Origin of the sequence: Pseudomonas sp. PA15(2017), from assembly GCF_001945395.1 — a bacterium.
GTDB lineage: Bacteria > Pseudomonadota > Gammaproteobacteria > Pseudomonadales > Pseudomonadaceae > Aquipseudomonas.
The window spans coordinates 24,414-42,812 of the sequence record NZ_MSXV01000012.1; the positions used below are offsets into that span (position 1 = coordinate 24,414).

Consider the following 18,399-nt stretch of genomic DNA (forward strand, 5'->3'; position numbering starts at 1 on the left):
TTTTAGCACGCGCCGGCAACGCTCCGGCATTTGAAGTTCCTGCCCTACAAGGGAGCGCCCTACATGACCGTGATCAAGCAAGACGACCTGATCCAGAGCGTCGCCGACGCCCTGCAGTTCATCTCCTACTACCACCCCGTCGACTTCATCCAGGCGATGCACGAAGCCTACCTGAAGGAAGAATCGCCGGCTGCCCGCGACTCCATGGCGCAGATCCTGATCAACTCGCGCATGTGTGCCACCGGCCACCGGCCGATCTGCCAGGACACCGGCATCGTCACCGTTTTCGTCAAGGTCGGCATGGACGTGCGCTGGGACGGCGCCACCATGGGCGTCGACGACATGATCAACGAGGGCGTGCGCCGCGCCTACAACCTGCCCGAGAACGTGCTGCGCGCCTCGATCCTGGCCGACCCGGCAGGTAGCCGCAAGAACACCAAGGACAACACCCCGGCGGTAATCCACTACTCCATCGTCCCTGGCGACAAGGTGGAAGTGGACGTCGCGGCCAAGGGCGGCGGCTCCGAGAACAAGTCGAAGATGGCCATGCTCAACCCGTCCGACTCGATCGTCGACTGGGTACTCAAGACCGTGCCGACCATGGGCGCCGGCTGGTGCCCGCCCGGCATGCTCGGCATCGGCATCGGCGGTACCGCCGAGAAAGCTGCGGTAATGGCCAAGGAAGTGCTCATGGAGCACATCGACATCCATGAACTGCAGGCCCGCGGCCCGCAGAACAAGATCGAAGAGCTGCGTCTGGAGCTGTTCGAGAAGGTCAACAGGCTGGGCATCGGCGCCCAGGGCCTGGGCGGCCTGACCACCGTGCTCGACGTCAAGATCATGGATTACCCGACCCACGCCGCATCCTTGCCGGTGTGCATGATCCCCAATTGCGCCGCCACCCGTCACGCCCACTTCGTGCTCGATGGCAGCGGCCCGGCCGAACTGGAAGCGCCACTTTTGGACGCCTACCCGGAAATCGTCTGGGAAGCCGGCCCGTCGGCGCGCCGTGTCGACCTCGACACCCTGACCCCGGAAGACGTGCAGAGCTGGAAGCCGGGCGAAACCATCCTGCTCAACGGCAAGATGCTCACCGGCCGCGACGCCGCGCACAAGCGCATGGTCGAGATGCTCAACAAGGGTGAAGAACTGCCGGTCGACCTGAAAGGCCGCTTCATCTATTACGTGGGCCCGGTCGACCCGATCGGCGACGAAGTGGTAGGCCCAGCCGGCCCGACCACCGCCACGCGGATGGACAAGTTCACCCGGCAGATCCTCGAGCAGACCGGCCTGCTGGGCATGATCGGCAAATCCGAGCGCGGCCCGACCGCCATCGACGCGATCAAGGACAACAAGGCCGTGTACCTGATGGCCGTCGGCGGCGCCGCCTACCTGGTCGCCCAGGCGATCAAGAAGTCCAAGGTGCTGGCGTTCGCCGAGCTGGGCATGGAAGCGATCTACGAGTTCGAGGTCAAGGACATGCCGGTCACCGTCGCCGTCGACAGCAACGGCGAGTCGGTGCACATCACGGGTCCTGCGATCTGGAACAAGAAGATCGCCGAAAGCCTGGCGGTGGAAGTGCAGTAAGGCAGCCGCAAGCGACACGCCTCAAGCTGCAAGTAGAAGCCCGGCCTAGTGCCGGGCTTCTGCGTTTCTAGGCGTCAACCGCCCCCGGATATCGCTTCGCTCAACACCGGGCTACAGGCGATCAACGTAGCCTGTGGTTGAGCGAAGCGATACCCAGGTCCGGCTACCTTGATCCGGGCCACGACGGCGGTCAGAACTCCAGGGTGCTGGAGAGCTGCAGCTGGCGAGGTTCGCCGACGGAGACGGCAAGGTTGTTAACCGCCGAGCTGTAGTAGGTCTTGTCGAACAGGTTCTTCACGTTGACCTGAAGCTTGAGCTTGTTGTCGCCCAGGCGCGTATCGTAGCTGGTGAAGGCGTCGGCCACGGTGTAGGACGGCAGGGTAAAATTATTGGCCGCATCGCCTTCCCGCTCACCCACGTAGCGAGCACCTAAACCTGCGCGCACACGGTCGCCACCGAACACCTGACCGAAGTCATACACACCGTACAGTGAAGCGCTGTGCCGGGCCACGTTCTGCAGGCCATTGCCCTTGAGCTCCGGGTCCTCCGTCACCTCGGCATCGGTAAAGGCATAGGTGCCGATCAGGCTGAGGTCATCGGTCAGCTGCCCGGTCACGTCCAGTTCGACGCCTCGGGAGCGTACTTCGCCAGCACCGGTGGCAATGGTTTCACCGCCCACGGTCTGGGTCACCAGTACGTTTTCCTTGACGATATCGAACAAAGCCAAAGTACCGGTAACACGTCCGGGCATATCCAGCTTGGCGCCGACTTCCCAGCTCTTGCCCTCTTCCGGCTGCACGCCATTGATGGAGGCGCCGCCGCTCAGGGGCGCGATGGTCGAGTTGGGTTTGAATGATTCGGTGTAGCCGCCGTACAGCGACAGCTCATCGTTGAGTTTGTACACCAGCCCGACCCGCGGTACCCAGACCTGGCCGTCGATATCGGTGTTCTTGTTGAACGGGCGCCCGCGCCCGGACATCTGGTCATAGAGCTGGTAGCGCGCTCCAGCCACGAAGATCCACTGCTCGTTGAGGTGTACCGAATCCTGGAAAAACGCGGACTGGGTGACTACGCGATCGGTCTGGTCACTGTCGCTGGCAACCACCGTCGTCGGCACCGGCACGTTGCCATAGACCGGGTTGAACGGATCGAAACGAACGGCTGTGTTCTGACGCAGCAGGTCCTCGCGGTAGAACTTGCGGTACTCATGGTCCACGCCCAGCAGCAGGTCGTGCTGCATACCGCCGAGCTGCACCTTGCCATCCAGATCGAAGGTGGCGAAGTGCGAGGTGCTGACCGCACCCTGAGTGCCGTCCAATCGGCGCTGGTAGGCATTACTGCTTTGCGTGGCGGGCTCACGGAAGATCCGCGCCTGATAATCGTCGTAGCGGTCACGGTTATAGCTGTAGGCGAAGTGCGCCTTCCAGTCTTCGTTGAGCTGGTGCGACAGGTCGAAGATGGTCAGGTGCGAGCGGCCATCGGTGATGTTGTAGGCCTCGTCCAGGCGGCGCTCGGCGGGAATGTTCAGCGGCTTGCCGTTACGAAAGAGGGTGCCGCGATCGAACGGTACCGAATATTCGCGGTACTCGTGGCTCAGGGTCACCGTAGTGTCCTCGCCATACCAGGCCAGCGACGGCGCAAAGGTCTTGTCGCGGTTGTTGCCGAAGCTGCGCCAGTAGTCGGCGTCGTCATAATCGGCGACCACCCGGTAGGCCAGGCCGGTTTCGCCCAGCGGGCCGGTCACGTCCAGGGTACCGCCGCTGCCGTTGTTGCCGTGGCCGTAGGTCGAAGCGCGGCCGCTGATGGCGCGGTAGCTCTGCAATTGCGGCTTCTTGCTGACCACGTTGATCACGCCGCCCGGATCGAGAATGCCGTAGAGCATCGACGACGGCCCCTTGAGCACTTCGACACGCTCGGCGGTGGCGGTGAAGTTGCGGCCCTGAATGGTGCGCATGCCATCGCGCAGGATGGAGCCGTCGCGGTTATCACCGAAACCGCGCTTCATCACTGCATCCAGGGTGCTGCCCAGGGTGTTGGATTGGGTAATGCCACTGACGTTGACCAGTGCCTGGTCGAGCGTTTGCGGCTGTTGGTCCTGCAGCGCCTGGGTCGGCACCACGGCGACGGCCTGGGGGATTTCCAGCAACGGCGTGTCGCTGCGCGTCAGCGAACTGCTTTCCGGCGGCTGGTAGCTGTAGCTCGAGGTGCGTCGCGACTGGATGTTCACCGCACCAAGGTTCAGGGCGCCGTCGCTGGGCAGTGCCTGCAGGGTGACGGTACCGGCACCCGCCCGGGCAAAGGTGAAGCCGGAACCGGCGAGCAACCGGGTCAGCGCCTGCTCGGCGCTCATGCGCCCCTGGAGCGCTGGCGCCTGTAACCCATAGGGCGCTTCATCGGTGTACACGACGTTGAGGCCGCTGACGCGGCTGAAGGCGTCGAGCGCCCGTGGCAACGGCTGTGCGGCGATAGCGAAGTCGTAGGTTGCGGCCTGATCGGCGCTGGCCTGGGCCAGAACGGGCTGCGCCAGGGGCAGGATGGCCGAGCCCAGCAGGCAGGTGACCAGACCGATGTGTTTCAAGGAGGCATCCTGCCGGCGCATGGTGCGATGGTTCATGGTGGTGTTCATCCAGAGGCGGGCTGTCAGTGCGAAAAAGTCGCATTCAAAGCACTACACGAATGCCGTGCCGGTCTACCTCACCCGCTAGCGAAAATATTTTCAGCGCAGGATGATCAAGCGCCCCAACACCTTGTGCTGCTCGAAGCCGACCACGCCCTGCAGGGCATCGAGAATCGCCCCGGGATCCTGGCTGGCGAAGCTGCCGCTGACCCGTTTGCCGCGCAGCGCGTCGTCGAGCAGCACGATGCGCCCAGGGTAATAACGGCGTAGCTCGTCGAGCACTTCGCCCAGCGGGGCGTGATAGAAACTCAGGCGGCCATCGCGCCAGGCGGTCAGCGCACCGGTGTCGACGGCCAGGGGATTGCCGCTGACACCATCCAGGTAACTGACCTGTTGATCGGCAGTCAGCACCCGCGGCGCCTCCAGTGGCCCACCACGCACTGCCACCCGCCCCTGCTGCACAGAAACCCGCGCGCCCTCGCCCAGGCGCCGCACTTCGAAACGGGTGCCGAGTACCCGCGCCTCGCCACCGGCCGCGGCGACGGTAAAGGGGATCTCGCCCGGCACCACGTTGAAGTACGCCGCCCCACGCCGCAGTTCGACGTGCCGCTCGTCCGCGCTGTAGCGCACGGCGATGGCGCTGTCGGCGTCCATTACCACGCTCGATCCGTCGCTTAGCGTCACCGTACGCACCTGGCCAGGCGCCGAGACCATATCCGCGCCCAGGTCATCGACCCAGCGCAGCGGCTGCCAGCCGCCGGCCCACACCACCAGCAGCAGGCAGGCGGCCATCGCCAGGGTCGGCACCCAGTAACGGCGCTGGCGCTTCGGCGCACGCAGGTACTGCTGCAGGGCGGCATGCTCCTCGTCTGCCAATTGCTGGGCGGCCGGGCGACTGAGGTGCCAGAGCGACTGCATGCGCACGAAGGTGTCGACATGCTCGGGCGCAGCGGCCAGCCAGCGTTCGAACGCCATCTGCACGCCATCGCCGGGCTGGCCCTGCAGGCGGCCGAGCCACAGCCAGGCATCCTGCTCGATAGGCGACAGCGGCTCCTGCGGTGGGGATGACTCGAGGCTCATGGCACAGCGCTTCCGTGTGAATGGCTGGCCGGCGTATCGATGACGCTGGCCTTGCAAGCTTCCAGGGCGCGCATCATATGTTTTTCCACCGCGCTCTGGGAAAGCGCCATGCTGCGGGCGATCTGCCCGTAGGTCTGGCCGTGGATGCGGTTGAGCAGAAAGATGTGTCGGGTACGTTCGGGCAAGGCCCGCAAGGCCGCCTCGACACGCCGTAGATCGCTGCCCGCCTCCAGCGCTGCATCCAGCGAGACACTGGAATCGCCGCGCTGCTCAGGCAATAGACCCGCCTCGTTACGGGAGCGGGCGCCCTCGCTGCGCAGATGGTCGATGGCCAGGTTATGGGCGCTGCGAATCAGGTAACTGCCCATGTCTTCGAGCGGCGCGCTGGGCCGCCGCCAGAAGCGCAGAAACAGCTCCTGCACCAGATCCGCCGCCGTCGCCCGGCAGCCGACGCGCCGACGTAACACCGCTTCCATCTGCTCGCGACGGGCCAGAAAGGTGTGCAGGAACGCATCACGTTGTACCGGCTCCGTCACGGACGGGTCGGGCTGGCGAGGTTCGGGTGAGGACGGGAGATCGACCATGTAAACGGGCTGCTCGGGGCGATACGGACAGAGGCGAGACGGCAAGGCGGCGAATGATAATGCTTATCAACAAATACCGATAGCCATACGACGAGCGGAACGATCACCCACGGCACGTGGCCTAAGCCACACGCGCAAAAAGGAGCCACCATGACCTTTTCCATCGTTGCCCGCTGCCAACGAACCGGCCAGTTCGGCGTTGCCGCCGCCACCGCCATGCCCGCCGTGGGCAAATTGCTCAGCCATGCAGCGGCCGGCGCTGGCGCGGTGGCGACCCAGGCCCAGGTCAACCCGTACCTGGGGCTCGACGGCCTGGCGCTGCTGCGCGCGGGGCATTCGGCGCCAGCCGCCCTGAAGCGGCTGATGGACACCGACCCGTGCATGCAATTGCGCCAACTGGCACTGATCGATAGCAACGGCGACAGCGTGTGCTGGACCGGCAACGAGTGCCTCCCCTGGGCTGGCTCGCTGTCGGGCGAGCAGTTCTCGGTGCAGGGCAATCGCCTGGCCGGCCCGCAGGTGCTCGATGCCGTCGCCGATGCCTTTCGCCGCGGTGAGGACCGCCCGCTGGTCGAGCGCCTGATCGATGCCCTGGAAGCCGGTGATGACCGCGGTGGCGATCGTGAAGGCGAGTCCTCGGCGGTCATCTATATCGTCGACCGCGAGGAATACCCGCTGTGGGACATCCGCGTTGACCATCACCGCGACCCGGTCGCCGAGCTGTGGCGCCTGCACGCCGTGTTCGCTCGCGAGGTGCTGCCGGAAATCCTCGCCATGCCGACCCGCGACAATCCAGCGGGCAAGGCGGCCGAAGATTCAGTCTGAAATCAACGACTGACCGTAGCCTGGGTCGAGCACAGCGACACCCGGGAAATCTCTGATTCTCTCGCCCCGCGTATCTCCCGCTTTGCTGGTACGCAGGTTAATGTGTGGGACGTCAATCATCACGGAAACCACCATGAGCAAGCGCGCCCTGATTCTGATCGACATCCAGAACGACTACTTTCCTGGCGGCAAGTGGTCGCTGCACGAAATGCACACCGCCAGCGCCAACGCGGCTCGCGTACTGGCCGCCGCACGCGCCGCGGGTGACACCGTGGTGCACGTGCGCCATGAATTCGAGAGCGTGGATGCGCCCTTCTTCGCGCCCGGTTCCAGCGGCGCGCACATCCATGATCAGGTCGAGCCGCGGGCCGACGAAAGCGTGGTACTCAAGCACAAGGTCAACGCCTTTCTCGGCACCGACCTGAAGGCGCTGCTGGACAAGGCTGGCGTGCAGGAAGTCACCCTGGTCGGCGCCATGAGCCACATGTGCATCGACGCCGCCGCCCGCGCCAGCGCCGATTTCGGCTACGCCACCACGGTGATTCACGATGCCTGCGCGACCCGCGATCAGGAGTTCGAAGGCAAGCGGGTTGCCGCAGCACAGGTACAGGCGGCCTATATGGCCGCCCTGGCATTCGCCTATGCGACGGTGGTATCGACCGAGCAGTACCTGGCGAGCTGACGCCTGCTGGCATTTGTGGGAGCGGGCCATGCGCGCGATGTCACACTCATTGATAATTTCGCAACTCCGTAGCCTGCGGTTGAGCGTAGCGATACCCAGGGCAATCGTTCCCGGGTATCGCTGCGCTCAACACCGGGCTACCGTGCTTTACGCCAGTTCCTTGCGTAGTTGCCGCGCCGCAGCAACCATATTCACGAGCGCCGCCTCGGTCTCTGGCCAGCCGCGGGTCTTCAGGCCGCAATCCGGGTTGACCCACAGGCGTTCGGCAGGGATGCGCCGTACTGCCTTGCGCATCAGCTTGACCATCTCGGCAGTGTCCGGCACCCGCGGCGAGTGGATGTCGTAGACGCCGGGGCCGATTTCGTTGGGGTATTCGAAAGCCTCGAAGGCGTCCAGCAACTCCATATCCGAGCGCGAGGTCTCGATGGTGATCACGTCGGCATCCATGGCGGCGATGGACTCGATCACGTCGTTGAACTCGCTGTAGCACATGTGGGTGTGGATCTGGGTTTCGTCGCGCACGCCGCTGGCGCACAGGCGAAACGCCTCGGTCGCCCAATCCAGATACGCCTGCCAGTCCACCTGGCGCAGCGGCAGGCCTTCACGGAACGCGGCCTCGTCGATCTGGATGACCTTGATACCGGCCGCTTCCAGGTCCACCACCTCGTCGCGCAATGCCAGGGCCAGCTGGCGGGCCTGTACCTCGCGGCTGACGTCCTCGCGGGGGAACGACCACATCAGCATGGTCACCGGGCCGGTCAGCATGCCCTTCATCACCTTGCCGGTGAGGCTCTGGGCATAGCGAATCCACTCCACGGTCATGGCCTTCGGGCGGCTGAGGTCGCCGTAGATGATCGCCGGTTTGACGCAGCGCGAGCCGTAGCTCTGCACCCAGCCGAAGCGGGTGAACAGGTAGCCGTCGAGCTGCTCGGCGAAGTACTCGACCATGTCGTTGCGCTCGGCCTCGCCGTGCACCAGTACGTCCAGGCCCAGACGCTCCTGAATCTTCACCGCGTGACGAATCTCGCTGTGCATCGCATCGGTGTAATCACCCAGCGACAGCTTGCCCTGCTTGAACGCCTGACGGGCCAGGCGGATCGCCGAGGTCTGCGGAAAGGAGCCGATGGTGGTGGTCGGGAATGGCGGCAGGGCCAGGCCAATGCGCTGCTCGGCGATACGCTGGGCGAAAGGCGAACGGCGCTGGCTGTCGCTCGCTTTCACCGCAGCGAGACGAGCCTGCACCTGGGGTTTGTGAATGCGTGGCGACGCTGCCCGGCGGGCCTGCACGGCGCGGCTTTCGGCCAGTGCCTTGCGTACCTCGGGGGCATCGGGCTGGTTGACGGCCCGCGCCAGCACCGCCACTTCGGCGCACTTCTGGGTGGCAAAGGCCAGCCAGCTTTTCAGCTCGGCATCCAAGCCTTCTTCACGGGCCAGGTCGACCGGGCTGTGCAACAGCGAGCAGGATGGCGCGATCCACAGGCGTTCGCCAAGCCGGCTGTGGGCATGGCCGATCACCGCCAGGGCCTTCTCCAGATCGCAGCGCCATACGTTGCGGCCATTGACCACGCCAAGGGACAGCACCTTGTAGGCCGGCAGGCGGTCGAGAATGGTCGGGTACTGCTCTGGCGCGCGCACCAGGTCGATGTGCAGGCCGTCCACCGGCAGGTTGGCGGCCAGGCCGAGGTTGTCCTCCAGGCCACCGAAGTAGGTGGCGATCAGCTTCTTCAGCGGCTCGCGCTGCAGGCTGTTGTAGGCGCGTTCGAAGGCGTTCTTCCACTCCTGAGGCAAATCGAGCACCAGGATCGGCTCGTCGATCTGCACCCACTCCACGCCCTGTTCGGCCAGGCGCTGGAAGATCTGCCCGTAGAGCGGCAGCAGGCGTTCGAGCAGCTCCAGCTTGTCGAAGTCCTGGGCATCGCCCTTGAGCTTGCCCAGCCTCAGGTAGGTGAGTGGCCCGATCACCACCGGTTTGACGCGATGGCCGAGGGCCTGGGCTTCGGCCACTTCCTCGAACAGCTGCTCCCAGCTGAGGGCGAACTGTTGGTCGACGGTGAACTCGGGCACCAGGTAGTGGTAGTTGGTATCGAACCACTTGGTCATCTCTTGGGCGTGGGCACCGCTGCAGCGGGCATCGCCACTGACGCCACGAGCCATGGCGAACAGCGTCTGCAGGGTCGGCTTGCCGCTGGCCGGGCGGAAGCGCTCGGGAATCACGCCGAAGGTCAGCGAATGCGCCAGCACCCCGTCGTACCAGGCGAAATCGCCGACCGGCAGCAGTTCGATGCCGGCATCCTTCTGCACCTGCCAGTGGCGAGCACGCAGCTCGCGGCCCACGGCGCGCAGGCCGGCTTCGTCCAGTTCACCTTTCCAGAACGCCTCCTGGGCTTTCTTCAGTTCACGGTCACGTCCGATTCGGGGGAATCCGAGGCTGTGGGCCAGGGCCATGGCAATCTCTCCAATGCATAAATGATGGCGTGCATTGTCAAGGCTCACTCGAGGTGAAACAAACTCAACGTACTAACGTTAAAAACAAGTTTCCCTCATGTTGGATCGATGCGGATCATGCGCCTCGCCCAGCGGCTTGAGATGAGCGGTGCAGTTCGGGCAAGCTGGCTGCAGCCCTGTGGACACGACCGGCATGCCTGAGCTTCCCGACGACCCCGCCCAGACCGAGCGCACCCGCGAAACCGTGTTGCGCTATCACTACAGCTGGAAATACCGCGACCTCGACGCGGTGATGGCGCTCTATCATCCCGAGATCGAGTACCACGATTTCTTCCTCAACCGCAGCATGGGCCTGGCCGAGCTGCGCGACTACGTGCTCAGCACCATGCCGCGCCACCCGGACGAAGCCCTGGAACACACCGACCGCATCCGCATCGACGGCCACACCGCGTTCATCCAGTACCGCACCACGCTGCATGGCGGCGAAGGGCTGGTGTCGTTTCGCACCGCCGAAGCCATCACCGTGCGCGACGGGCTGATCTGGCGGGTCAACGAATACGCTTCGCTGGTGCACGAAGGCCCCTATGCGCGGGCGCCGATCCAGAACAGCGCGGCGATCAGCAAGCTGGGCCTGTCGACCCGCCAGCTGGGCTTCATGGCCCAGGACCTGCAGGATTACTTCCAGCGCCGCCAGCCCTTTCTCGACCCGGCTCTGAGCCTGCAGCAGGTAGCCAGCGCTACCGGCTACAGTCGCAACCAGATTTCCTACCTGCTCAACCAGGTGCTCGGCCAGAGCTTCTACCGCTACGTCAACCAGACCCGCCTGCAGCACCTGCTCGCACGCCTGCAGGCCGGTAACGACCTGCGGCGCATGGACGAACTGGCCTTCGAGGCCGGCTTCAACTCCCTGACCGCCTTCTACAGCACCTTCCGCCGCCATACCGGGATGACGCCCAAGGCCTACCTGAAGGACCTGTACGCGCGGGCACGCACGCAAGACAACACTTGAACCGGCTACTAGTCTTGCCCCATACATCTCGTGTGGAAGCGGTGCATGAACGACTGGCGCAACATCAGCCTGTGGATGGATCAACTCGATGAGCCGCTGACGCCACGCCCGTCGCTGCCCGGCGATCTGCAGGTCGACGTGGTCATCATCGGCGCGGGCTACACTGGCCTGTGGACGGCCTACTACCTCAAGCGCCAGGCGCCCAATCTGCGCATCGTCATCCTCGAGGCGAAGATCGCCGGTTTCGGCGCTTCCGGTCGCAACGGCGGTTGGCTGATGGGTAACCTGCTCGGCGAGGATCGCCTGCTCGCCGGCCTCACCCCGCAGGCACGAGGGGAATCCTACGACCTGCTGCACGGCATTCCCGACGAGGTCGGCCAGGTGCTGGAGCGCGAAGGCATCGACTGCGACTACCGCAAGGGCGGCATGCTGTACTGCGCAGCCCGCTACCCTGAGCAGGAGCTGCGCCTGCGCGAGTACCTGCGCGGCTACCGCGAAGAGGGGCTGAACGACGACGATTACCGCTGGCTGCCCGCCGAGGAGCTGGCCCAGCAACTGCGCATCCCCGGCGCCTATGGTGCGATCTATACGTCGCATTGCGCGACCATCCAGCCGGCCCGCCTGGTTCGTGGCCTGGCGCGTTGCGTCGAAGCCATGGGCGTGAGCATCTATGAGGGCACCCCAGCCCTGAGCTGGCAAGCCGGCAGCGTGCGCTGCGAGGCCGGTGAGGTGTGCGCCGACTGGGTGGTGCCGGCCGTCGAGGGCTATTCACCCAAGCTGCCGCCGCTGGGCCGCCATCAGATTCCGGTGCAGAGCCTGATCGTCGCCACCGAACCGCTCCCGGCCTCGACCTGGGCGGAGATCGGCCTGGAGCGCGGTCAGGCGTTTTGCGAAGCCAGCCGCCAGGTCACCTACGGCCAGCGCAGCCGCGACGACCGGCTGATCTTCGGCGCCCGCGGCGGCTATCGCTTCGGCAGCAAGCTGCGTAGCGACTTCAACCTCAATGACGAGGAGCGTGGCCTGCGCCGCTACCTGTTCAGCGAACTGTTCCCGCAGTTGCGCAGCGTGCGCATCACCCACGCCTGGGGCGGCAACCTGGGCATGGCGCGGCGCTTCCACCCGCACATGCTCTGCGACCGCAGCGCCGGCATCGCCCTGTCCGGCGGTTACGGCGGCGAAGGGGTGGGTGCCAGCAACCTTGGTGGGCGCACCCTGGCCGACCTGATTCTCGGCCACAGCACCGCGCTCACCCGCCAGCCCTGGGTACGCCACGACACCCGCGTGCAGGACCTGCCACGCTGGGAGCCGGAGCCCTGCCGCTGGCTGGGTTACAACGCGGTCATCCGCAGCTTCGTACGCGAAGACCGGCTGCTGGCCGATCCGTCCAGCCGGCCCTGGCAGCGCTATATGGCGCAGCGCATCGCCAGCCTGATGGAAGGCTTCATGAAGTGAGCGTTCTCTCCCACATTACTCAAGGTTTGAAGTCATGACCATCAGCCACTTCCGTGACACCGCCAGCGCCTCCCTCGACGAACACAACCCGGTCGCCGTGCCGCTCAGCGAGCCCGCCGCCATCACCTCGGTGACCTGCGTGGAGCGCGATGATGGCGTGGAGACCGGCATCTGGGAATGCACGCCCGGTCGCTGGCGCCGGCAGATCGTGCAGCAGGAGTTCTGCCACTTCATCGCCGGGCGCTGCACTTTCATTCCCGACGTGGGCGAACCGATCGACATCAAGGCCGGCGACGCCATCCTGTTTCCGGCAAATACCACCGGGGTCTGGGACATACAAGAAACGCTGCGCAAAACCTATGTACTGATTTTCTGACTGCCGCCTCCACAATATCGACAACAACGGTTGAGGTCTCCCATGCTGAAAACGCTTATCCCGCTGATGCTCGTCGCCTCGGTCAGCCACGCGGCGCAGGACGTGCGCATCTATAACTGGACCGATTACATCGCCCCCGACACCCTGAAGAACTTCCAGCAGGCCAGCGGCGTAGCGCCCCAATACGACGTCTACGACAGCAACGAAACCCTCGACGCCAAACTGATGGCCGGGCGCTCCGGCTATGACGTGGTGTTTCCCTCCAACCACTTCATGGCCCGGCAGATTCAGGGCGGCGCGCTCAAGGAGCTGGACAAGAGCCAGTTGCCCAACTGGAAGAACCTCAACCCCACGCTGCTCAAGGCCCTGGAAGGCAACGACCCAGGCAACAAGCACGGTTTCCCGTACCTGTGGGGCAGTACCGGCATCGGCTACAACGTCGAGAAGGTCAAAGCCGTGCTTGGCGACGACGTGCCGCTGGACTCCTGGAACCTGATCTTCAAGCCCGAGCTGATGGCCAAGCTGAGCAAATGCGGCGTGGCGATTCTCGACAACGGCCCGGAAATGCTGCCCATCGCCCTGCATTATCTGGGCCTGCCGCACCACAGCCAGAAACCCGAGGACTACAAGAAGGCCGAAGCGCTGCTGATGGAGATGCGCAAAAACGTCGCCTATTTCCACTCGTCCAAATATGTGGGCGAGCTGGCCAACGGCGACGTGTGCATGGCGGTCGGCTTCTCCGGCGACATCATGCAGGCCAGCGCCCGTGCCAAGGAGGCCGGCAACGGCGTGAACATCGCCTATGTGATCCCCAAGGAAGGCGCGCCGATGTGGTTCGACATGGTCGCCATGCCCAAGGACGCGCCCAGCGAAAAGGCCGCCTACGCCTTCATGAACTACCTGCTCGAGCCAAAGGTAATTGCCGGCATCAGCGATTACGTACACTACGCCAACGGCAACAGCCAGGCCGACGCGCTGGTCGACCCGGCGCTCAGGGCCGACGCCACCGTCTACCCACCCGATGACGTGATGGAAAAGCTCTACGCTCTGGAGGCCATGCCGCTGAACATCGACCGCATCCGCACGCGGATCTGGACCAAGGTGAAAAGCGGCACCTGACACGCTTGTCAAGGGTTGGCGCTCACAGGAGCGCCAACCCGGCCGTCAGATCCACAGATCGTTGATCGCCGTACGTTCCCCGCCCTCCGCCCCGGTGTTCAGCACGCCGCGCGGCTCGATCAGCAGCAACTTCACCTCATCCTCGGCATAGGGTTTGTGCTCCACGCCTTTGGGCACCACGTACAGTTCGCCGCTGCCCAGGGTTACCGAACCGTCACGAAAATCCAGGCGCAGCTGGCCGTCGAGCACCAGAAAGGCTTCGTCGGTTTCGGCATGGGCATGCCAGATGAAATCGCCCTGCAGGCGCACCACCTTGAACTGGTAGTCGTTCATTTCCGCGACCACCCGCGGCGACCATTGCTCGGCGATCAGGTCGAGCTTGCGGATCAGGTTGATGGATTGCTTGGCAGACGAAACTGGCGGGTTCATGGAGCGTTCCTCGGTTGGTTTTCACCACTCTAGCGAGGGGCCCCAGACGCTATCTTGTACGATCCTGCAACTTCTGCATGGCCAGCCAGCGCGCCGGAGACAAACCGAAGCTGGCCACGAAATGCCGGGTCATGTGGCTCTGGTCGAAGAACCCAGCAATCAGCGCCGCCTCGGCCAGGCCGACGCCCGACAGGGCCAGTTCACGGCAGCGCGCCAGGCGGCGCATGGTCACGTAGCGATAAGGGCTGGTGCCGAACAGGGCACGAAAATCCCGCGACAGGCTCCAGCGATCCCGCCCGCTGACGTGTTCCAGTTCACCCAGGGTGACGCTCGCGCCGTTGCGGCTGTGGATGTACTCGTGCGCCCGCTGCGTGGCGGGATAATCGAAGGCGCGGCGGCCACGGGGTTTGCCGGCAACCGCCTGCAGGGCATGGGCCAGGTCGTAGATCGCGTCGTCTTCCTGCAAGGATTCCAGCGGGTCGTCCATCGCCTGCAGGAAGCATTGCGTTGCCCGGCGCAGGCGCACGTCATCGCTCAAGCCACCCTGAACGAACGGCAACGGCTGGCCGCCGAGCACCTGCTGGATCAGCACCGGGTCGATGTACAGCATGCGGTAATGAAAGCCTGCCTCGGTACCGGCCATGCCGTCATGCAGCTCATCGGGGTGCAGCACCAGGGTGCCGCCGGGCAGGCTGTGACGCATGGCGCGCCGGTAACTAAAACTCTGCACACCAGACAGCGTGCAGCCGATGGCGTACGCGTCATGGCGATGAGGGTCGTAGCCGTGGCCGCTGAAATACGCCTCGATGCGCTCCACCCGCCCCTGATCAGGGCTGCGCAGCAACCAATCGCTGCGGCCTGTCGATTTGCCCATGTCGCCGTTCTCGTGCCGCTGCCAGGCAGGCGACACGGTAAACCGTCGGGCGTAAAAAAGCTCGCTCTGCAAGCGTCTCGCAGCTAACCGGGCTCGCTCACCGCGACCACTGCGGGTCCGTGGTGAAAGCGATGGTCAGCCAGCGGTTCGGGCCTTCGTCGCCGATGGCCTGGCCGATGACGTCGCGCACGGCGTCCCATTCGTCGAGGGTTTGCGCCGGCCAGTCGACCGGCACGATGAAGTACAGCTCGATCTGCCGGGCGCGACCAATCCGCGCGACATAAGCCTGGTAGCTGATGAAGCCGTACTGCTCGACGATGCCCTGGGCTACGGCGTCGACATGCTGTTTGAGATCAACCGGGGTGGCCAGCAGAATGTCCGACAGTGCCTGGCGAATGGTCGCCAGCGGCATCGGCAGGATCACCAGGCAGATCAACGCCAGCACCGCCGGGTCGATGTACGGGCCGAGCCAGGCGTAGCGGGTCTGCTCGGTCAGGTAGCCAATGACGAAGGCGATCAGAAGGGCCAGGGAAATGCTCCCGGACATCACCCAGCCTTTGGCGTCGAGGGCAAGGAAATCCGAGCGGATGCGCCGGTTGGCGCGAAATTCGTAGCTGGCGAACGCGAAGCAGATCAGCGTGGCGACGCCGGCATACAACGAGGCCAGGCCAAACTCCAGCGGCGTGCCGCCGGACAGCAGGTTGGCCACGGCGTTGATCAGCGCATAGGCCGCCACCCCGCACAAGAGCGTGCCGTTGAGCGCCAGCACCATGGGCTCCAGGTGCCAGAAGCCCATGTTGAAACGCTCGGCCAGGCGGCGGCTGGCCTCGTTCTGCGTGGTGTGCCGAAGAATCAGGGTGGAAACCATCAGGGCCAGGCCGCTCATGCTGGCGTCGGCCAGGGAATAGACGCCATCGAAAACGATGGAGAACGACCCGGACGCCAGGCCGATAACGATCCCCAAGCCACCCACCAAGAGCGTCATGGCAATCGAGCCGCGCAGAATGCCCTGTTCCGTTTTCATCGCCATCTGCACGCCCCCCAAGTGGACAAAACCACAAGGATACAGATCCCCGTGAGCCCCCGCAGGGGGTCTTGTTTAGCGCCTGTTTCAGGCCGAGGAGTTCAGCGGTTTACCTTGCAGGCTGCGCCAACCGACCAACGGTTTGCGGTCCATCGGCAGGCCGTCGAGAAGACTCGCTTACCAAAGCGGTGTGACGAGGCTGCGCCGATGATTGCTCTCGATGAACACATCCCACAGCGTCGCCAGCGCGCGTTCGACACCGGTTATCCCAAATATCGCGCCTCCACTGTGGCATCGCACTCAGCGCTGCGACGCTTTAGCCAATCCGCTATTCAAGGCCTCAGGTGCCGCCTGATGCACCCCGGCGCAGATCAAAAAATACGGATTCTTTATGCGCCACTAGTTGTGTCCGGAACGATTTTCGAGGTAAATCGCGTCCAGATATTTCAGGTGGCGTGATTCGCGCCTGGGCATGCAGCGGAAATAACCTTGGTAACGGGCAGATTCAGCCCGCCCCAGGCACCCGCTTCGGCCCTGAAGGGCGCCACCCACGAACCGACTGCACGCTGCCGGGCATTGCCTGGCGGCGTGCCTTGGCATTCCACGGGCAGAGAGCATCGCAGGCATGGCAAACCGCTTCAGCGCTTACCCAACGATTGCCGAGCGCAATGCAGGCTGCCCGGCCCCTCATCAGGGCCGGCAGCTGCCAGGCAACGCATCGATCAACAACACCACGCGTGTCCTGGAACAACCCACCTCTCTCACGAGCCAGACGTAACCTTCCATGTTCGAACTATTCAGCGGGCTTGATGCCTGGTTGGCGCTGAGCCTCGCACTCGCCCTGCTCTTCGTCCTCACCTTCGAATTCATCAACGGTTTCCACGACACGGCCAACGCCGTGGCCACGGTCATCTACACCAAGGCCATGCCGCCAAACCTGGCGGTGATCATGTCCGGCATCTTCAACTTCCTCGGCGTGCTGCTCGGCGGCGTTGGCGTAGCCTATGCCATCGTCCACCTGCTGCCGGTGGAGCTGCTGATCAACGTCAACACCAGTCGCGGCCTGATCATGGTGTTCTCGCTGCTGGCTGCGGCCATCACCTGGAACCTGGGCACCTGGTACTTCGGTATCCCGGCGTCCAGCTCGCACACCCTGATCGGCTCGATCCTCGGCGTCGGCCTGGCCAACGCGCTGCTCACCGACATTCCCCTGGGTGATGGCGTGAACTGGCAGAAGGCGATCGATATCGGTCTGTCGCTGGTGTTCTCGCCAGTTGCCGGCTTCGTGGTCGCCGCCCTGCTGTTCCTGGCGCTCAAGTACTGGATGCCGACGCCCAAGGTGCACAGCACGCCGGTGGTGCGCAAGGAAACCAAGGGCAAGAACAAGCCGCCCTTCTGGAACCGCCTGGTGCTGATCGTCTCGGCCATGGCCGTGAGCTTCGTGCATGGCTCCAATGACGGCCAGAAAGGTATCGGCCTGATCATGCTGGTGCTGATCGGTATCGTGCCGGCCAAGTTCGTGCTCGACCTGAACAGCACCACCTACCAGATTTCCCGCACTCGCGATGCGGCCATTCACCTGGGCGAGTTCTACCAGCGCAACGCGCCGACCCTGAGTGAATACCTGGCCCTGGGCCAGGCAGCCAACACCGAGCTGCCTAAGCAATTCCGTTGCGATCCCAAGCTCACCGAGCCGACCATCAACGGCCTGCTGCGCACCCTCGATGGCGTCAACGACTACCGTGACCTCAGCGAAGAAGCGCGCATCGACATCCGCCGTTACCTGCTGTGCCTTGACGACTCGGCGAAAAAGGTCGGCAAGCTGCCGGACCTGCCGGCGCGTGAGAAGGCCGACCTCGACAAGCTGCGCAAGGACCTGACCGCCACCACCGAATACGCGCCCTTCTGGGTGATTCTCGCCGTGGCCCTGGCCTTGGGCATCGGCACCATGGTCGGCTGGAAGCGCGTGGTGAAAACCGTCGGCGAGAAGATCGGCAAGCAGGGCATGACCTACGCCCAGGGCATGAGCGCGCAGATCACCGCGGCCTGCGCCATCGGCCTGGCCAACGTCTACAGCCTGCCGGTGTCGACCACCCATGTGTTGTCCTCGGGCGTAGCCGGCACCATGGTCGCCAACCGCAGCGGCCTGCAGGGCAGCACCATCAGCAACATCCTGCTGGCCTGGGTGCTCACCCTGCCCACCTCCATGGCCCTGGCTGCTGGCTTGTTCTACGTCTCGACGCTGATCTTCGGCTGATTGAAGCACGAGGCACCTGCCCAGGTGCCTCGTCTCTTT

The 18,399-nt window shown here is 64.4% G+C and carries 16 protein-coding genes; 9 read left to right on the top strand and 7 right to left on the bottom strand.

The features are described 5' to 3' along the window. Positions 1–63 precede the first annotated feature (63 nt). A complete protein-coding gene (locus BVH03_RS05870; protein ID WP_075960310.1) occupies positions 64–1,587 on the top strand; it encodes a fumarate hydratase in 1,524 nt (507 codons plus the stop codon). Between the two features lie 190 nt (positions 1,588–1,777). Here BVH03_RS05870 and BVH03_RS05875 read toward each other — a convergent pair whose 3' ends face one another. From BVH03_RS05875 to BVH03_RS05885, 3 genes are all read right to left on the bottom strand, one after another. Next, the gene (locus BVH03_RS05875) at positions 1,778–4,186 is read right to left on the bottom strand and encodes a TonB-dependent receptor (RefSeq protein WP_075960332.1); all 2,409 of its coding nucleotides are present in this window, start codon (positions 4,184–4,186) and stop codon (positions 1,778–1,780) included. Between the two features lie 117 nt (positions 4,187–4,303). Beyond that, a complete protein-coding gene (locus BVH03_RS05880; protein WP_075960311.1) occupies positions 4,304–5,284 on the bottom strand; it encodes a FecR family protein in 981 nt (326 codons plus the stop codon). Next, entirely contained in the window at positions 5,281–5,868 is a 588-nt protein-coding gene (locus tag BVH03_RS05885; protein WP_083640002.1) for an RNA polymerase sigma factor, read from the bottom strand. The genes BVH03_RS05880 and BVH03_RS05885 overlap by 4 nt, the downstream gene beginning before the upstream one ends. A gap of 150 nt (positions 5,869–6,018) precedes the next feature. On the opposite strand from BVH03_RS05885, the gene BVH03_RS05890 reads away from it, so the two are divergent. Then, positions 6,019–6,693 carry a DUF1028 domain-containing protein gene (locus BVH03_RS05890; protein ID WP_075960312.1) on the top strand — a complete coding sequence of 225 codons (675 nt, stop codon included), beginning with the start codon at positions 6,019–6,021 and terminating at the stop codon, positions 6,691–6,693. A gap of 133 nt (positions 6,694–6,826) precedes the next feature. Then, positions 6,827–7,375, top strand: coding sequence for a cysteine hydrolase family protein (locus BVH03_RS05895; protein WP_075960313.1), 549 nt, complete (start codon positions 6,827–6,829; stop codon positions 7,373–7,375). Between the two features lie 147 nt (positions 7,376–7,522). On the opposite strand, the gene metE is transcribed toward BVH03_RS05895, so the two are convergent. After that, complete coding sequence (metE, locus tag BVH03_RS05900; protein WP_075960314.1) at positions 7,523–9,820, bottom strand: 5-methyltetrahydropteroyltriglutamate--homocysteine S-methyltransferase; 2,298 nt, start codon at positions 9,818–9,820, stop codon at positions 7,523–7,525. Positions 9,821–10,013: 193 nt separating this feature from the next. Between metE and BVH03_RS05905 the strand changes: the two genes are divergently transcribed. Genes BVH03_RS05905 through BVH03_RS05920 form a run of 4 tightly spaced genes read left to right on the top strand, consistent with a single transcriptional unit; the run spans position 10,014 to position 13,776 of the window. Beyond that, the gene (locus BVH03_RS05905) at positions 10,014–10,829 is read left to right on the top strand and encodes an AraC family transcriptional regulator (RefSeq protein WP_075960334.1); all 816 of its coding nucleotides are present in this window, start codon (positions 10,014–10,016) and stop codon (positions 10,827–10,829) included. A 45-nt stretch (positions 10,830–10,874) separates the two neighbouring features. Further along, positions 10,875–12,281 carry an FAD-binding oxidoreductase gene (locus BVH03_RS05910; protein WP_075960315.1) on the top strand — a complete coding sequence of 469 codons (1,407 nt, stop codon included), beginning with the start codon at positions 10,875–10,877 and terminating at the stop codon, positions 12,279–12,281. Between the two features lie 34 nt (positions 12,282–12,315). Further along, entirely contained in the window at positions 12,316–12,657 is a 342-nt protein-coding gene (locus tag BVH03_RS05915) for a cupin domain-containing protein (protein ID WP_075960316.1), read from the top strand. Positions 12,658–12,699: 42 nt separating this feature from the next. After that, positions 12,700–13,776 carry a polyamine ABC transporter substrate-binding protein gene (locus BVH03_RS05920; RefSeq protein WP_083640003.1) on the top strand — a complete coding sequence of 359 codons (1,077 nt, stop codon included), beginning with the start codon at positions 12,700–12,702 and terminating at the stop codon, positions 13,774–13,776. Positions 13,777–13,821: 45 nt separating this feature from the next. Here the strand turns inward: BVH03_RS05920 and BVH03_RS05925 are convergent, their stop codons facing one another. From BVH03_RS05925 to BVH03_RS05935, 3 genes are all read right to left on the bottom strand, one after another. After that, on the bottom strand, positions 13,822–14,205 hold the full coding sequence (locus BVH03_RS05925; protein WP_075960317.1) for a cupin domain-containing protein: 384 nt from the start codon (positions 14,203–14,205) through the stop codon (positions 13,822–13,824). A gap of 49 nt (positions 14,206–14,254) precedes the next feature. Next, entirely contained in the window at positions 14,255–15,079 is an 825-nt protein-coding gene (locus tag BVH03_RS05930; protein WP_075960318.1) for an AraC family transcriptional regulator, read from the bottom strand. 97 nt (positions 15,080–15,176) lie between these two features. After that, positions 15,177–16,103 carry a cation diffusion facilitator family transporter gene (locus BVH03_RS05935; protein WP_075960319.1) on the bottom strand — a complete coding sequence of 309 codons (927 nt, stop codon included), beginning with the start codon at positions 16,101–16,103 and terminating at the stop codon, positions 15,177–15,179. A 207-nt stretch (positions 16,104–16,310) separates the two neighbouring features. Here BVH03_RS05935 and BVH03_RS25825 point away from each other — a divergent pair, with 207 nt between their 5' ends. Together BVH03_RS25825 and BVH03_RS05940 are read left to right on the top strand one after the other, a co-directional pair. Continuing rightward, the gene (locus tag BVH03_RS25825; protein ID WP_143485897.1) at positions 16,311–16,562 is read left to right on the top strand and encodes a hypothetical protein; all 252 of its coding nucleotides are present in this window, start codon (positions 16,311–16,313) and stop codon (positions 16,560–16,562) included. A 325-nt stretch (positions 16,563–16,887) separates the two neighbouring features. Continuing rightward, a complete protein-coding gene (locus BVH03_RS05940; RefSeq protein ID WP_075960320.1) occupies positions 16,888–18,360 on the top strand; it encodes an inorganic phosphate transporter in 1,473 nt (490 codons plus the stop codon). Positions 18,361–18,399: the final 39 nt, after the last annotated feature.

What these genes read in the sequence shown, in the direction of transcription:
- BVH03_RS05920 (WP_083640003.1), top strand. Translation starts at nt 12,700, where the DNA reads ATGCTGAAAACGCTTATCCCGCTGATGCTCGTCGCCTCGGTCAGCCAC.
- BVH03_RS05910 (WP_075960315.1), top strand. Translation starts at nt 10,875, where the DNA reads ATGAACGACTGGCGCAACATCAGCCTGTGGATGGATCAACTCGATGAG.
- BVH03_RS05940 (WP_075960320.1), top strand. Translation starts at nt 16,888, where the DNA reads ATGTTCGAACTATTCAGCGGGCTTGATGCCTGGTTGGCGCTGAGCCTC.
- BVH03_RS05870 (WP_075960310.1), top strand. Translation starts at nt 64, where the DNA reads ATGACCGTGATCAAGCAAGACGACCTGATCCAGAGCGTCGCCGACGCC.
- BVH03_RS05905 (WP_075960334.1), top strand. Translation starts at nt 10,014, where the DNA reads ATGCCTGAGCTTCCCGACGACCCCGCCCAGACCGAGCGCACCCGCGAA.
- BVH03_RS05880 (WP_075960311.1), bottom strand. Translation starts at nt 5,284, where the DNA reads ATGAGCCTCGAGTCATCCCCACCGCAGGAGCCGCTGTCGCCTATCGAG.
- BVH03_RS05895 (WP_075960313.1), top strand. Translation starts at nt 6,827, where the DNA reads ATGAGCAAGCGCGCCCTGATTCTGATCGACATCCAGAACGACTACTTT.
- BVH03_RS05885 (WP_083640002.1), bottom strand. Translation starts at nt 5,868, where the DNA reads ATGGTCGATCTCCCGTCCTCACCCGAACCTCGCCAGCCCGACCCGTCC.
- BVH03_RS05935 (WP_075960319.1), bottom strand. Translation starts at nt 16,103, where the DNA reads ATGAAAACGGAACAGGGCATTCTGCGCGGCTCGATTGCCATGACGCTC.
- BVH03_RS05925 (WP_075960317.1), bottom strand. Translation starts at nt 14,205, where the DNA reads ATGAACCCGCCAGTTTCGTCTGCCAAGCAATCCATCAACCTGATCCGC.
- BVH03_RS05890 (WP_075960312.1), top strand. Translation starts at nt 6,019, where the DNA reads ATGACCTTTTCCATCGTTGCCCGCTGCCAACGAACCGGCCAGTTCGGC.
- BVH03_RS05915 (WP_075960316.1), top strand. Translation starts at nt 12,316, where the DNA reads ATGACCATCAGCCACTTCCGTGACACCGCCAGCGCCTCCCTCGACGAA.
- BVH03_RS25825 (WP_143485897.1), top strand. Translation starts at nt 16,311, where the DNA reads ATGATTGCTCTCGATGAACACATCCCACAGCGTCGCCAGCGCGCGTTC.
- metE (WP_075960314.1), bottom strand. Translation starts at nt 9,820, where the DNA reads ATGGCCCTGGCCCACAGCCTCGGATTCCCCCGAATCGGACGTGACCGT.
- BVH03_RS05875 (WP_075960332.1), bottom strand. Translation starts at nt 4,186, where the DNA reads ATGCGCCGGCAGGATGCCTCCTTGAAACACATCGGTCTGGTCACCTGC.
- BVH03_RS05930 (WP_075960318.1), bottom strand. Translation starts at nt 15,079, where the DNA reads ATGGGCAAATCGACAGGCCGCAGCGATTGGTTGCTGCGCAGCCCTGAT.